General features: G+C 56.7%; 13 protein-coding genes and 1 tRNA gene. 7 read left to right on the top strand and 7 right to left on the bottom strand.

Annotation, left to right across the window (positions count from 1 at the left end; all coding sequences use genetic code 11):
- The first annotated feature begins 59 nt into the window (after positions 1 to 59).
- The 3 genes from CBB62_14295 (at position 60) to CBB62_14285 (ending at position 2,729) form a co-directional block, all read left to right on the top strand.
- The gene (locus CBB62_14295; protein ID OUT39533.1) at positions 60 to 740 is read left to right on the top strand and encodes a hypothetical protein; all 681 of its coding nucleotides are present in this window, start codon (positions 60 to 62) and stop codon (positions 738 to 740) included.
- 224 nt (positions 741 to 964) lie between these two features.
- Positions 965 to 2,155, top strand: a complete 1,191-nt coding sequence (locus CBB62_14290; protein ID OUT39532.1) for a hypothetical protein — start codon at positions 965 to 967, stop codon at positions 2,153 to 2,155.
- A 169-nt stretch (positions 2,156 to 2,324) separates the two neighbouring features.
- The gene (locus CBB62_14285) at positions 2,325 to 2,729 is read left to right on the top strand and encodes a hypothetical protein (protein OUT39531.1); all 405 of its coding nucleotides are present in this window, start codon (positions 2,325 to 2,327) and stop codon (positions 2,727 to 2,729) included.
- 161 nt (positions 2,730 to 2,890) lie between these two features.
- On the opposite strand, the gene CBB62_14280 is transcribed toward CBB62_14285, so the two are convergent.
- Positions 2,891 to 2,977: transfer RNA gene (locus CBB62_14280), tRNA-Leu, on the bottom strand.
- A gap of 152 nt (positions 2,978 to 3,129) precedes the next feature.
- On the opposite strand from CBB62_14280, the gene CBB62_14275 reads away from it, so the two are divergent.
- On the top strand, positions 3,130 to 3,951 hold the full coding sequence (locus tag CBB62_14275; GenBank protein OUT39530.1) for a hypothetical protein: 822 nt from the start codon (positions 3,130 to 3,132) through the stop codon (positions 3,949 to 3,951).
- Positions 3,952 to 3,967: 16 nt separating this feature from the next.
- Here the strand turns inward: CBB62_14275 and CBB62_14270 are convergent, their stop codons facing one another.
- A complete protein-coding gene (locus tag CBB62_14270; GenBank protein ID OUT39529.1) occupies positions 3,968 to 4,828 on the bottom strand; it encodes a hypothetical protein in 861 nt (286 codons plus the stop codon).
- A 278-nt stretch (positions 4,829 to 5,106) separates the two neighbouring features.
- Between CBB62_14270 and CBB62_14265 the strand changes: the two genes are divergently transcribed.
- Both CBB62_14265 and CBB62_14260 read left to right on the top strand, forming a co-directional pair.
- A complete protein-coding gene (locus CBB62_14265; GenBank protein ID OUT39528.1) occupies positions 5,107 to 5,709 on the top strand; it encodes a cytochrome B in 603 nt (200 codons plus the stop codon).
- 87 nt (positions 5,710 to 5,796) lie between these two features.
- Entirely contained in the window at positions 5,797 to 6,393 is a 597-nt protein-coding gene (locus CBB62_14260; GenBank protein OUT39527.1) for a hypothetical protein, read from the top strand.
- Between the two features lie 22 nt (positions 6,394 to 6,415).
- Here CBB62_14260 and CBB62_14255 read toward each other — a convergent pair whose 3' ends face one another.
- From CBB62_14255 to CBB62_14235, 5 genes are all read right to left on the bottom strand, one after another.
- Positions 6,416 to 8,074 carry a hypothetical protein gene (locus CBB62_14255; protein ID OUT39526.1) on the bottom strand — a complete coding sequence of 553 codons (1,659 nt, stop codon included), beginning with the start codon at positions 8,072 to 8,074 and terminating at the stop codon, positions 6,416 to 6,418.
- Positions 8,075 to 8,201: 127 nt separating this feature from the next.
- Positions 8,202 to 8,756, bottom strand: coding sequence for an HNH endonuclease (locus tag CBB62_14250; protein ID OUT39525.1), 555 nt, complete (start codon positions 8,754 to 8,756; stop codon positions 8,202 to 8,204).
- 273 nt (positions 8,757 to 9,029) lie between these two features.
- Positions 9,030 to 10,937 (bottom strand): hypothetical protein, encoded by a 1,908-nt coding sequence (locus tag CBB62_14245; protein OUT39524.1) that lies wholly within the window; start codon positions 10,935 to 10,937, stop codon positions 9,030 to 9,032.
- Positions 10,928 to 11,470, bottom strand: coding sequence for a hypothetical protein (locus CBB62_14240; protein OUT39523.1), 543 nt, complete (start codon positions 11,468 to 11,470; stop codon positions 10,928 to 10,930). Before CBB62_14240 ends, CBB62_14245 begins: the two co-directional genes overlap by 10 nt.
- Positions 11,467 to 11,934, bottom strand: a complete 468-nt coding sequence (locus CBB62_14235) for a hypothetical protein (protein ID OUT39522.1) — start codon at positions 11,932 to 11,934, stop codon at positions 11,467 to 11,469. Before CBB62_14235 ends, CBB62_14240 begins: the two co-directional genes overlap by 4 nt.
- Positions 11,935 to 12,393: 459 nt before the next feature.
- On the opposite strand from CBB62_14235, the gene CBB62_14230 reads away from it, so the two are divergent.
- Positions 12,394 to 13,191 carry a hypothetical protein gene (locus tag CBB62_14230; GenBank protein ID OUT39838.1) on the top strand — a complete coding sequence of 266 codons (798 nt, stop codon included), beginning with the start codon at positions 12,394 to 12,396 and terminating at the stop codon, positions 13,189 to 13,191.
- Positions 13,192 to 13,244 lie beyond the last annotated feature (53 nt).

Here is a 13,244-nt window from a genome sequence, read left to right as displayed (position 1 = left end):
CCTACATAAGCAGGCAGCAAACACACCAAATTTTCTGACCCGCTAACAAACAGTGATTTATGCCAACTGAAATACAGCACAGCACATATGTCAGCATGGTCCGGGCAATCCTGCTGGATGACGCGACGGCAGTGGCTGAACTGGCCTATCGGCTTGATGACGTAAACATGGTGGATGATACCGGTCGGACTATCCTGCATATCGCTGTTATGCATGGCAGCGATCAGGTTCTGGCCCCCTTGCTGTCTGCCGGTGCCGATGTTGGTATTGTTAATGAGTATGGCCTGACCCCAATCGGCCTTGCACTGCGCGATGGCGCGGAAACCATCGCTCGCATACTGCGCAATGCCCAGATTGAAGCGGAAAAGAACGCAGAAGTGTCCGGCAGCCCTGACCTCGCGGGGGAAGAGGCTCGCCGCAAGGCCGCAGGCAAGCTGCTGTCCATGGAAGTACAGATCAAACCGAGCATGCGTTATGCCAATCTGCGCAATACCGCGAGTGAGGAGGGCCGGGTTGTGGCCACCGCCGTTCCGGCAACCCGCATGGTCGTGGTCGGCATTTCCCAGAGATGGGTCGAGGTTGAGCTTGGTCCGGGTGTCCGCGGCTGGGCGCACCGGGACTGGCTGGACCTGCCGATCGGCGCGGAAACAGATAAAGCCACCCCATCAGGACAGGCTGCCCATCTGCCGCAGCCAAGCAATGATGTGTCCAAAAAGGGCAAGGGCGAAGACCAAAAGTAACGGTCCGGCTCTCTGGCCCATACGGCAAGCAAGCCCCTTGCCATGCGGGTGCCGCCGTTAGACACATCAACCTAGAGTTGTGCCGCATTCTCACCAGCAACCGCGCCTAACTAAATGGGATACTCGCCATAAATATATGATTTAAAAAGCATTTTATCTCGACTTGACTTAGAAAACACTAATATACTGACGCAGTCTCATCCCATGACATATTGAAAGACTGCATGTCTCGACTTTCGCGAACATATCGCAGCTTTGCTGACATACGCAGAGCTGGTAACTCCGCCCGCATCCTGAATCTTCTGGATCCAACCCAGAAAATCGAGGCCGATGAAGAGAGGGATCGCGATCCCGGCGACGGCTACTTTTTCTCCAATTATACATTGAATCGCAGTTTTATCCTGAAGCACCGGTTACGGCCACAGGAGCGCGAGATACTTGGCGGATTGGTTACCGTCGGGACAAAAGTCTTCATACCATTTGATGTGAATGATCTCCGTCAGGGTGGCAAATACGTCTTTATCAATGAGCGGGATTCCGGCCAGATATTTCACGCTAATTTCGGCGTCGCCGGTCAATCGCACGCCAAGCACTCGGAAGAAGATGCCCTCGATATCCAGTTACTGAATATCATTGATGCCCTGCCATCGCTTGATCCGTTCATTCTGCGCGAAAGACTGCGCATGCATGGTTATGAGCCTCACGCGTATTATTTCGAACTCTCTGAGCGGGAATTCACCATCCTGCGCGACAAGATTGAGGCTGACTTTGCCCCTCTGATTGCACAAGCCTTTGCCGGTATGAAGCTGGGCGGACAGTTAAGCGCGTTTGTCAGAAAGCTGTGGGATGCAGAGGATGCCAAGGAAATGGTGCCTTTGTTGAAAACCATGCAGGTTTCGGAAGAGGACTTTCCCGAAACGATCTTCGCCTGGAAAGGCTTTGTGTATTACAAATCCCTCATGGGCAGTTTCGGCAAAGACTTCATGAAACTGACCGAGGCTATTGAAAAAGCGAATATAACCGGCCTCGGCGAGTGCCCGATTGCAAGTGTTGTAACCCGCCTTCAGGATGCGACCCTGACCGGCCTCAGACGTGAGTTGAGAACGGTTACCCGCCACCTGAAAAACTATGAAGAAGCCTATTTCGACGGCCTCATTCGTGAGGGTGATCCCAAGCGGTTTTCTGACTTCCTTGGCAATTCGCCCCGACTGTTCCAGTCCCTCGGCGCCTCTCTCGGCGCGATGCGTCATGCCGTTTCATTCTGGCAGTTCCGCTTTGGCGGTTTTGGCAAGGTAGATTGCGATGTCTATGAGTTTCTGGAGATCATGCGCGACTTCGCCCATGGCCTGAGCGATGCGTCAGAGGAGGATCTGGCCAACCTGTTGCAAGAGGCAGCCATGGCCCAAAGCGCATAGAAACAAGGCTTGATTACCCGGTTAATCAACATGCTGGATATTGGAAGTGCCAGAACCTTGCGATGCCTTGAGATTAGGTCAAGAAATGGCAATAGACACCACATACATCTATGAATTTGAGTACAGAGAACGCCCTTGAATGTGGTAACCTCTACCTAAAATAAGAATCATGAGGCTTGAAGTGGATATAAATTATAATCGTATCGTCATGATCGACACTCAAAGTCAGTTCCTACAAAAGCTAGCAAAACTGGTTGAAACTTTAGGCTTGGTACAACTTGTAGCCCTTACCGATGTTGAAAGAGCATCTAAGACCGGCTATTTAGACCTAATAGCCGACAACCCAAAAACGCTTTTAATTATAGATCTGGATAGCCTAGACGCCAATGCAATAGATGTTTTGAAGAACACAATCACCAGTACTGCAAATGGCGAGATTACAATTTTGGGGCTTTTTGACAAATGGTCAGAATCAATAAAAAAATTGACTGATCTTCTGGCGCTTCCCCATGTTGCCCCAAAGTCTGAATTCACAGACCTCCTCCTGCAAAGAATGAATGCTAAAGCAAGCTAGCGTTTATCAGTAGTGCACCAACTACTCTTTGCACCCATTATGCTTCACCAAGCTATCACTGGTCGGCTTGCGAAACAGGCTGTGCACCTTCTTGTGCTTTGCCTTAAGCCAGAAGAACCAGCTTTTAAATCAATATATTATAACAAAAAACGAGATAAGTATGGTGCCCCGGGTCAGACTCGAACTGACACGCCCGCAAGGGCATCGGATTTTGAGTCCGACGCGTCTACCAATTCCACCACCGGGGCACAAAACCGCATCTTAGGCATTGCGAAGTCACGGTCAATCACAAGCTGACCTGATTTGCACGCTTGCTGTTGGATAATTTCACCAGCGGCGCTACAAATTGGCTGTCAGCACTTCATTTCTGCCGTCCGGCATTACGAAAAGTCTCAGCCCAATGAACCGTCAAGAACGCCGCCGCCTCGAAAAACTGCGCCAGAGAACCCTCACTGATCGCGATTTGAAAAACCCGCAGGTCATGCTGGAGAAGGGCTTCGCGCACCAGCAGTTCGAGGAACATGAGATTGCAGCCGAGTTGTATAACAAGGTGCTGGCGATTGATCCCGAACATGCCGATGCCCATCACATGCTGGGTGCGATTGATTACACCGAGGGCCGCTATCAGGATGCCGCCGACAAAATCACCCGCGCCCTGCAGATCGACGAACAGAATGCTGGCTACTGGACCAATCTCGGTAATGCGCTGAAGGAATTGGAGCGCCACGAAGAGGCTGCCGTTGCCTATGAAAATGCACTGGCACTCAATCCCGAGTTTACCGCTGCCGCCTTCAACCTTGGCAACCTGCACCGCGAGAATGACGAGGTCGATCTGGCCATCGCCGCCTATCAGCGGGCCCTCGAGGTCGATGCGAATTATGAGGAAGCATGGCTCAACCTCGGCACCAGCTATCAGGCCAAGGGTGACCCCACATCTGCTGAAACCGCCTATCGCAAGGCGATTTCCATCGACCCGTCCTATGTCGACGCCCATAACAATCTCGGCAACCTGCTAATTGAGCTGGGGCGCCTCGACGAGGCGGAAGCGGCGGTTCAGAAAGCCCTGGATCTCGCACCGGAATTTCCCGACGCCTTCTATAACAAAGGCAAGCTCGCCGAGGCACGGGGCGACAAACCTGCTGCCAAGGCTGCCTATGAGCAGGCAATCAGCCTCGATGAAGATTACGATGACGCAAAGGAAGCGCTGGCCGCGCTTGGTTAAGCATCAACGGAACCGGTCAGCCTGATCGGGCACGACCGCGCGCAAGCGCCGGTTCCCAGTCATCCTCGACGCCCTCGACCGGCACCATGTTCGGGAACCGGGCACCGGCCTGTTTCGGTAATGCCAGAATATTGATGTCCGGCACCTGCCCGTCGAACAGGTTCTTATCAGCGCGTCGGAAGTTGTTGGGCTGGAACAGATCGGCAAAGTGCCACCATGCCTCATAGCCGAAACTCTCGAGCAGTTTCAGCACCCCGGCCAGACGCCCCTGTCCGGGATATGCCAGAAACAGTACCGGCTGCAGCCGTTCGATAAGCTGGGCCGCACCGCTCAGCACCATTTCCTCGCTGCCGTTCACATCGATCTTGATCAGCCTGCACCGGGCAAATTCCAGCTGGTCGAGCGTCACAACCTGTACCGGATCACCCTGCCCGGCCACATTTGGCAGCTTGGAAAAATCCTGCTTTTTCAGCGGATTCATCAACGGGGTTCGCGCACTGCCTACAGTTTTGCCAACAGCGTGGCGATAATCGAAAACATTGACGAGACGGTTCAGCGCTACATTCATGCTCAACAACTGCTGGTTGAGCCGCGCCGGTTCAAAGGCATAAACCACCCCGCCCTGACGCAACAGCTTGCGCGCCAGCGGGATGGTATAGGCACCGATCCCCGCCCCCACATCGATCACAAGATCATCCGGCTCGATCAGTTCCAGCAGCAGCGATACCTGTGGATCATATAGCTCACCATAGGTCGCCAGTGACCGCCCCTGCACCGTATCGGTCTTGTAGAACCCGAAAACGCCCCGTCGGCATTGCTGGATTTCTAGAAAATCAGCGCTGTAGATCACCGATTGTGATGTGACAGTATCAGCCATGCCCGATCACTCCATTACGTTGATTTTCACAAGCGCCCCACCGGCCCGCCAGTTGGCCCAGATTGGCCGACATGTAACCGATCCTGAGCGGTACGCCATCGTCGCCAGCGACCGGATTGGATGCAGCACTGGTAGGGTGGATGGACCAGTCATGATATTCAAACAGTTATGAATGTTTGTCTTGCGATAGGTACTCAATCTCAGGCATCACCCGTCTAGCACAATGCCCGATGCCCTGTCCCACGGCATTTTCCCATGATCCGTTTCAGATACCGCACATGATTGCCTTTATCGCCCAGCCGATCCGCCGCCTCTATGACTGGAGCCTCGGCCTTGCCGCCCATCGCCATGCCCAATGGTATCTGGCCGGGGTTTCCTTCGCCGAAAGCTCGTTTTTCCCGGTGCCGCCGGACATCATGCTGATCCCGATGGTGATAGCCGACCGGGCCAAGGCATTCCGTCATGCGCTGATCTGTACACTGGCATCGGTTGTGGGCGGCATTGCCGGTTATGCCATCGGCGCCCTGTTCTTTGACCTTATTGCCGAACCGGTGCTGAGTTTTTACGGATACGGCGATAAATTCGAGCACTTCACCGACCTGTATCGGCAATGGGGTATCTGGATCGTGGTGGCCGGTGGATTTACGCCGATCCCCTATAAGGTCATCACCATCGCATCTGGTGTCGCAAGCCTGAACCCGCTGGTCTTTATCGCTGCATCCTTTGCCTCACGCGGCGCGCGGTTCTTCCTGATTGCCACCCTGCTCTACTGGTTCGGGCCGCCGATCAAGAGCTTTATCGAGAAGTATCTGCCCTGGCTGGCCCTTCTGGCCTTCCTGCTGCTGGTTGCCGGATTTGTCGTTATCGGACACGTGATTTGAGTTAGACTGAAAATCGCCTATATAATCAGCCGACATCGGGCAAGCGGCCATGATGGTCGCAACACGGGCAGAAATGGACATCGAAACATGGGATTAGGGCAGCAGTTGAGCGCTTCCGGTATCGGCGGTACTGACCTTCATGGCCTGTCCGGTCGCAATCCTGTGGAGTTCAAAACCGGCCCGCGCATCACCGGTCGCATGACCTGTGTTGGAGCCATCCTGCTGAGTACAATCGCCCTCGGCAGCGCCCTCATCGGTCAGTTCGTTTATGGCCTGCAGCCCTGTGAACTCTGTATCGCCCAGCGCTGGCCGTGGATCGTTGCCATCGGACTAAGCCTGATTGTAGTGACACTGGTACGGAACAAGTTCATTCAGTCGATCCTGATACTGGCAACCGGCATTACCCTGCTCACCAATAGCGGTATTGCCTTCTTCCATGTTGGCGTGGAGCAGGCATGGTGGGCGGGTCTCGCCTCCTGCAGCCCGGCGCTGCCTACCGGTGCTTCGATCGAGGAATTGCGCGCACACCTGCTGGCCGCCCCCACCGTCTCCTGTGGCGATGTAGCGTGGAGCCTGTTCGGCATTTCGATGGCGGGATATAACGCCCTGCTGTCACTGGCCGGCGGTCTGGCACTGATTGTTCAGGCGTGGTTCGTACAGCGTGAACCTGCCGACGCCGAATAGGTCGCTATCGGCGGCCTGATCGTTACTCGACATCCGTATCCTTGACGCCGCGATCATCTTTACGCGACGGCACCCGCCGGAACCGATCCCGCGCAACCCCATCCCCGGCAATGCGACTGCTCTCGTCGATACTCTTGTCACCGGCAGCTTCGCCAGCCTTGGCCATGCGAGCAATAGCAGCAGCCTGGCGACGCGCCTCTGCTGCATCCACAGGAGCACCGCCGGTATCGGCGCTGCGACGCCTTGCCATTGCAGCACGGTTGGCCGCAGCCTCCGCCCGCTCCTGTGCGGACGGTTCCGTCGCTTGTGCCTCAGGGGCTGCAGGCACTTCCGGTTTCTTCTTGCCACCGAGAGCCGCCGACAATGCACTGAGCGCACCGGTTTTCAGGCCTTCGCGAATATCACCGGCAGCGGTTCTGGCCACCTCGCGGTCATTGCCTCTCTGATCCGGCAAGGCTGCAGGGGTCGCTGGCGTTGCGGTTTGCTCTTCCCGCTCCTGCCTGCGGCTAGCCCGTTGCGCGCGGCGTTCCTGTGCCGACATGCGGGCACCGGCCTCGGCACCGCCAGCAGCGGCTGATCGACGACGCCCCCGGCGACGTCCTGCCTGCCGGTTCGCTTCTTCCTCCGCCTGTTTCGCTGCCTCAAGCTCCGCCTGTGCGGCGGCCTCGGCGGCCTTGCGGGCAGTTTCAACCCCGGCCATGGCGCGCAGTTTCGCAGCACGCTCAACCGCCTGTTTGGTCGGCTTCGGCGGCAACCCGGCGGCAGCACGCTTCGCCGCTGCCTCCTCCGCGCGCTGTGCCATCACCAGTGGAATTTCCCGCCGCAGCCACTCTGTCGCACGTGGCCAGAGCTGGTCCTCGCCCATGGGCTCAAAGAAGCCGTGATGGCCTATCTCTTCCAACCCGGCCTTGTGCGGCGTCAGGGGAATATGAACCGAGCGTGAATTGGGAAAACAATCGAGCAGCGCCTGCGCACCGATCATCGAGGACCACTCGTCATCGGCAAAGCTGTAGGCAGTAATCGGTGCCGTCATGGCGCTGAAGCCAGCAGCCTTCTCGACCCCGGCTGCCCCCAGTTCATGCCGGGCCCAACGGACCCAGCGCAGTGCCGCCGGGCCGGGTATCTCCACCTTGTTGCCAAGGGTGCCCCGTGGCAGACAGCCGAAGGTACGGACCAGCATTGGCACCTTGCCGGAGTGACGCCAGCTGCGACGCATCCGCTCGGATTTTGGCCAGTACTGCCAGTGATCGAGGCTGGCACCAATAAACAGATACTCATTCGCCTGATCGGGATTATCGGTCAGCCCGGCGAGTTGACCGCCAATGCCGTGGGCGATCACAAAAACCGGCAGCTTGGCGATATATTGCTGCGCCCATTGCAAGGCACCGGTGGCATCGAGCCTGCCCCATTGGGAGACCGTGACCCGCGCATCCTTCACATCGCCGGTTAATGACCCACCGATTCCCCGGTAATCATAGGTCAGTACCGCTGCCCCGCGCCCGGCCAGATGCTCGGCAAACGACGCATAGAACCGGCGCGGCACACCGGCATCGCCATTGATGACAACGAGGCATAACGGCGCCTCAAGCCCGGTTTTTGCGGTCGGTTCATAGAGTGTCGCCGCCAGCGGCGTACCATCGCTTGCGGTAATGCGAAACTCTTTGGACAGCATCAGGGACATATGAGCAGCGCCACGGACATGGGAAACGGATCGGGTTCAGCAGAATACACCCTGACCCTCGCAAGAAGCATACCGATCAGCAATAGCGGAATGATGGAATTTCGCCCCGTCAGTGGAATAACCGGGATCAGTTATCCTCAAGCTCGGCATCCCAGTACAGGAAGTCACGCCAGCTCTCATGCAGGAAGTTGGGTGGATAGGACCGGCCATTTTCCTGCAGCTGGAAGCTGTTGGGCTCAATCGGCGTATTCATCGGGTGCATGTCGCAATGGGCCGGCATCATGTTGCCCTTGCGCAGGTTACAGCAACCACAGGATGTGACGACGTTATCCCAACTCGTCCGTCCGCCCCTTGACCGTGGAATGACGTGGTCAAAGGTCAGTTCCGGCGTCGGGAACTTGCCACCGCAATACTGGCACATGAAGCGGTCACGTAAGAACACGTTGAAGCGCGTGAAGGCCGGCTTGCGATTGGTGACAATGTAGTCTTTCAGGGAAATAACGCTCGGCAGCTGCATCTCGAAGCTCGGCGAGCTCACTGTCGTATCGTAGCGGCTGACGATATTCACCCGGTCGAGGAACACAGCCTTGACCGCATCCTGCCATGACCAGAGTGACAGGGGAAAATAGCTCAATGGCCGGAAATCGGCATTGAGTACAAGCGCCGGACAGCCGTTAGGCATGGTTTGCACGGAGCACCTCCATCCATCGCCGGTCATGTCCACCTGCGCACCTGCACACCGTTATGACCAGCAGCAAGATTGCCAATTAAGTAAGTGATTTTGCCCGTTAAAACAATGTGAGGGGCAGATTTCCGGGCATTTTGTCATGATACCGTCATGAAAACCGTGGTTTTAGCGCTCGGCCAGCGTCGTTTTGCTGATTTTGCAGGCAAAAACCGGTTTCACCCGCAATCAAAACTGCAAAACCCGCGAATCAGCGGCTCTGTTACGGGCCTAGACATGAGTATGGCCGGAATGCTCGTAGCGCTGGCCACGCTCCTCCGCCCGCGCCTGCAGCAGGGCCTGATAATAGGCGGTCATGACATCATGCTCATGCAGGAAGCCGACGACCACATGGTGCTCCATGCTGTCAACCACCGGTAGATGGCTTTCGCGCGCGCTTTCCATGGTCTCCATCGCCAGATCGAGCGGATCATTGGCGGCCAGCGTGGCGGGCGAGCGTCGACACAGCTCCCCAGCCACCAGTGTATTTACATCCGCCGAGGTGGCGAGTGCCGCCGCATTCAGGTCTGGAATGGTGATTACCCCGATCAGGCGGCGCTGGTTATCCACCACGAACAGCTCACCCCAGACGGCTTCACGCAGTTTGTCCATGACTTCGCTGTAGCTGGCCTCGGGTCCGATGGTTGAGAACTCCCGGCGCATTACCCGACCGACATTTGTGTTGCGGATGATGCCGTCTTCACGCCCGGCATTGATATTGACCCCACGCTGGCGCAACTGCCAGGCGAAGAAGCCATTGGCAAACTCACGGCTGAAACCGGACTGGGCGACGAGACAGGAAACCGCAACGCCGATCATGACGGCGGTAGTCACAGAATAATCGCCGGTCATCTCGAAGATAATCAGGATGGTCGAGATCGGTGCCCCAAGAATTGGTGCCGCCACCGCCCCCATGCCGACCACACCGTAAAGTCCGATATCCGAGGCCAGTGATACCGACAGGGCATTGAGCCCCGCGCCGAAGGCGGTACCGATCATCGCCCCGACAAACAGGGCGGGTGCAAAAATACCGGCGGCATAGCCACTGCCCAGCGTCAGTGCCGTCGCCAAAACCTTGCCGAAGACCATGATCACAAGCAGGGCGAGCGGGAACACATCGCCCCTCAGCGCCAGATCCGTCGCCTCATACCCGATGCCGCTGACCTCCGGCAGGACAATGGCGATCAGACCGAGCGCAACCCCGGCAATCGCCGGTTTGACGAGATGCGGCACATCGAGGCCGTTGAAAATGTTGTTACAGCGCTTGATGGCCACCAGTTGCGCCAATGAAACCAGCGCACAGATCAGCCCGAGTACAACAAATAACGGGTAGTCGATCGGGGCTGGCGTGGTCAGTTCCGGCAAGATAAAGGCAGGATAGTCACCGATAACAACGCGCGAGAGCACGGTGCCAACCACTCCAGCAATCACAATCGGAGCGAAGGCCGAGAGGGCATAATGGCCGATCACCACCTCAAGCGCGAAGAACACGCCCGCAATCGGCGCATTGAAGGATGCCGCAACACCGGCAGCAACGCCGCACCCGACAAGGGTTCGGGTCATGGTTTCGGTTACATGGAGCTTGCGCGCCAGCCATGACGACATGGCGGCAGCAAGGTGCACCGTCGGCCCCTCGCGTCCGGTCGAGCCACCGGCACCGAGTGCCACCACGCTGTTGAGCGCGGAGCCGAGACCATTGCGCAGGGAAATCCGAGCACCGTGCAGCGAGCTTGCCTGAATAATGTCGGCGATGCCGAGAATGCGGCGCTCGGGCAGCAGCAAGCGGCGCAGAATGCCGATCAGCAACCCGCCAATGATCGGTGCAAGCAGCAAATGCCACCACGGCAAGGCGCTCATGGCGCTGTATAACAGCCGTTCATCGGCCCCGTAGAGCAGATGCTGCACCTCATCCACGGCAAGTCGGAACAGCACTGCTGCACCGCCGCTGGCAAACCCAATCAGCACCGCCAGAACCGACAACCAGAAGGCCGGGCGGCGCACAATGGTACGCCACAAGCCGGTCAGCATCAGTCGTCTGTACGCTCCAGCCCTGAACCGCCTGTGATGCTTGGTTTTTTTTGACTTTTCCTGTGACCTGTCAGGGTCCGGGGATGTGTCGGCTTCTTCGGTCACCGACATGTACCGACAGACCCCTGCTTGCAGACACGTACACCATCGATCCAGATGGCACCGGACAGATCGGCATTGCGGAAGATCGCTCCCTCAACGCTGGCATTGGTGAAATTGGCACCATGCAGAATGGCCCCGACAAACCGGGCATTGCGCAGATCGGCATTGGTGAAATTGGCATCGGCCAGTTCAGCCTTGGTGAAGTCAGCCGACTGCAGATTGGCATCGGTGAAGTCAGCATTCTCCAGCTTCGCGCTGATAAACTTGCCGCGATAGATATCGGCACCGATGAACAGGCTGTTATTCAAATCCGCCCGTTTGAAGGTGGCATCGCGCAGTTGCGCACCGGTCAGATCACTATCGGGCAGGCTTTGCCCGTCCTGAAAGCAGCGACGCCAGTTGACGCCGGGTGCAGCAAAATCGGTGCATTCGGCAAGAGCAGCGCCGGTCAGCACAGGCGTCGTCATACCGGTACAAGCGAGCAGGAGAATGCCAAGAATACGCATGATGTTATATCGGAAACCAGTAAGAAAACAGATCATCGCTGCACCTGAATGGCGCGGTTGATACGAGATTTGAGCGCATTGTCGACAAGCGGCTCAACATAAGACCGAAGCCGGGTCTGAACGTCGCTGCCCCATGACACCGCGCGCCGGGTGACCATGTCCACGTGAATAAAAAGATGTTCGCAACTGGCTGCCTGATATGCCCCGTCGAGATTATGCATGGTCATGATGATATGGAGCTTTTTGTCGGTAACCTCAAGCATACTGGCCCGGACCGCGACCTTATCTCCCTCACGCAGCTCCCGGTCATAGACCAGATGCTGCTCGACCGCGAACAGGGAAGATTTTGCCTCCTCCACATACTCCGGACCGATACCCAGTTGCGCAAATACATGATCGGTCGCGACGTCAAAGACCTTCAGATAGCTGGCGACATTCATATGGCCGTTATAGTCGAGCCATGCCGCGAGAACCTGACATTCATATGGAGCAAGAGACATCACGCGGATTTGGAAATCATCATGTTAGGGCAAAAAGCTGAACCGAAAATACACCTAGCACGGATCATCGCCAGACAACAGAAAAGCGCCTGATTTTATGGTTTTTTAAAGTGATTTCAGGCAATTTGTTTGCGTGCGGCCAGAGCCGCCATTCGACATTCCGGCAACACCTATGGTGCGAATTGGCAACACTCGTTCCGCGACGCACAATCCGGAACGGAGCGCCATAGTTATGCCCACCTATAGGTGATACTTGTTGCACGTTAAATCAGCCGGAACTCGGGCAGGCAGCCGCATCCTATATTGGCTGCCGTTTTGACAAGATTTTTATTCCAGTATTCGACGACGAGCATCGCGCCTCAGGACAAGTTTGAACCCATGGTTACTATTTTCAAAGAGCGCTTCTTGACTGCGCATCGCCACACAGCCAGCCGTCTGGGGCAACTCGTCATCGTTCTCATGGCCGCCGTGACCCTGTCAGCATGCGCCAGCACCCAGAACAGCACTGAATTCGGTGAAGTCTATGACCCGATCGAGCCGGTAAATCGCCAGATTTTTGCCTTCAACGATGCGGTTGACGAAGTTGCTCTTGAGCCTGCCGCCGAAGTTTATCGCGATACGCTGCCGGAAACCATTCGCACCGGCATCGCCAACATCCTGCGCAACCTGCGCACCCCGCTGATTTTCGGCAATCAGGTCCTGCAGGGCGACATGGAAGGTGCCGGCACCGCACTGGTGCGCTTTGTCACCAATACACTAGCCGGTCTCGGCGGCTTCCTTGACCCCGCCGGCGAAAACGGTTTCGAGTTCGAGGAAGAAGATTTTGGCCAGACCCTCGCTGTCTGGGGTGTCGGTGAAGGCCCGTATATGGTCCTGCCACTGCTTGGGCCCTCTAACCTGCGTGATACGGTCGGCTTTGTCGTCGATATCGTCACCAACCCGGTTGGCATCCTGATCGACAACCAGCATGTCGGCGGCGAATATGCGATTGCCAGCAGCACCGCAACCGCCCTCACCGCACGGTCGGAGTCACTGGACGCCATTCGCGAGATCAAGTCTTCCTCGGTTGATTACTACGCCAGCCTGCGCAATCTCTATAACCAGCGCCGGGCCAATCTGATTGCAGATGGTGCCGTCTCGGTCGATATCCCGGATTTCAGTGAAATGTCGGATGAAGAACTCGATCAGGCAGACAATGCCGAGGAGCTCGATCCATCAATTCTGGTGTCTGCCCGCCCGGCTGAACTTGTCGACTAGGCACAAGAGCCTAAATTCCTTTCGGAACGCCGATACCAGAAAGATTGAGAGCG

The sequence above is a fragment of the Micavibrio sp. TMED2 genome (genome assembly GCA_002168225.1).
Taxonomy (GTDB): Bacteria; Pseudomonadota; Alphaproteobacteria; order TMED2; family TMED2; genus TMED2.
Note: the sequence above shows the minus strand (reverse complement) of the source record. Positions and strands in the feature narration are given on the sequence as shown.

Excerpts from the sequence above, each read along its gene's own strand:
- CBB62_14295 (OUT39533.1), top strand. The coding sequence starts at position 60 with ATGCCAACTGAAATACAGCACAGCACATATGTCAGCATGGTCCGGGCA.
- CBB62_14290 (OUT39532.1), top strand. The coding sequence starts at position 965 with ATGTCTCGACTTTCGCGAACATATCGCAGCTTTGCTGACATACGCAGA.
- CBB62_14285 (OUT39531.1), top strand. The coding sequence starts at position 2,325 with ATGAGGCTTGAAGTGGATATAAATTATAATCGTATCGTCATGATCGAC.
- CBB62_14275 (OUT39530.1), top strand. The coding sequence starts at position 3,130 with ATGAACCGTCAAGAACGCCGCCGCCTCGAAAAACTGCGCCAGAGAACC.
- CBB62_14270 (OUT39529.1), bottom strand. The coding sequence starts at position 4,828 with ATGGCTGATACTGTCACATCACAATCGGTGATCTACAGCGCTGATTTT.
- CBB62_14265 (OUT39528.1), top strand. The coding sequence starts at position 5,107 with ATGATTGCCTTTATCGCCCAGCCGATCCGCCGCCTCTATGACTGGAGC.
- CBB62_14260 (OUT39527.1), top strand. The coding sequence starts at position 5,797 with ATGGGATTAGGGCAGCAGTTGAGCGCTTCCGGTATCGGCGGTACTGAC.
- CBB62_14255 (OUT39526.1), bottom strand. The coding sequence starts at position 8,074 with ATGTCCCTGATGCTGTCCAAAGAGTTTCGCATTACCGCAAGCGATGGT.
- CBB62_14250 (OUT39525.1), bottom strand. The coding sequence starts at position 8,756 with ATGCCTAACGGCTGTCCGGCGCTTGTACTCAATGCCGATTTCCGGCCA.
- CBB62_14245 (OUT39524.1), bottom strand. The coding sequence starts at position 10,937 with ATGTCGGTGACCGAAGAAGCCGACACATCCCCGGACCCTGACAGGTCA.
- CBB62_14240 (OUT39523.1), bottom strand. The coding sequence starts at position 11,470 with ATGATCTGTTTTCTTACTGGTTTCCGATATAACATCATGCGTATTCTT.
- CBB62_14235 (OUT39522.1), bottom strand. The coding sequence starts at position 11,934 with ATGTCTCTTGCTCCATATGAATGTCAGGTTCTCGCGGCATGGCTCGAC.
- CBB62_14230 (OUT39838.1), top strand. The coding sequence starts at position 12,394 with ATGGCCGCCGTGACCCTGTCAGCATGCGCCAGCACCCAGAACAGCACT.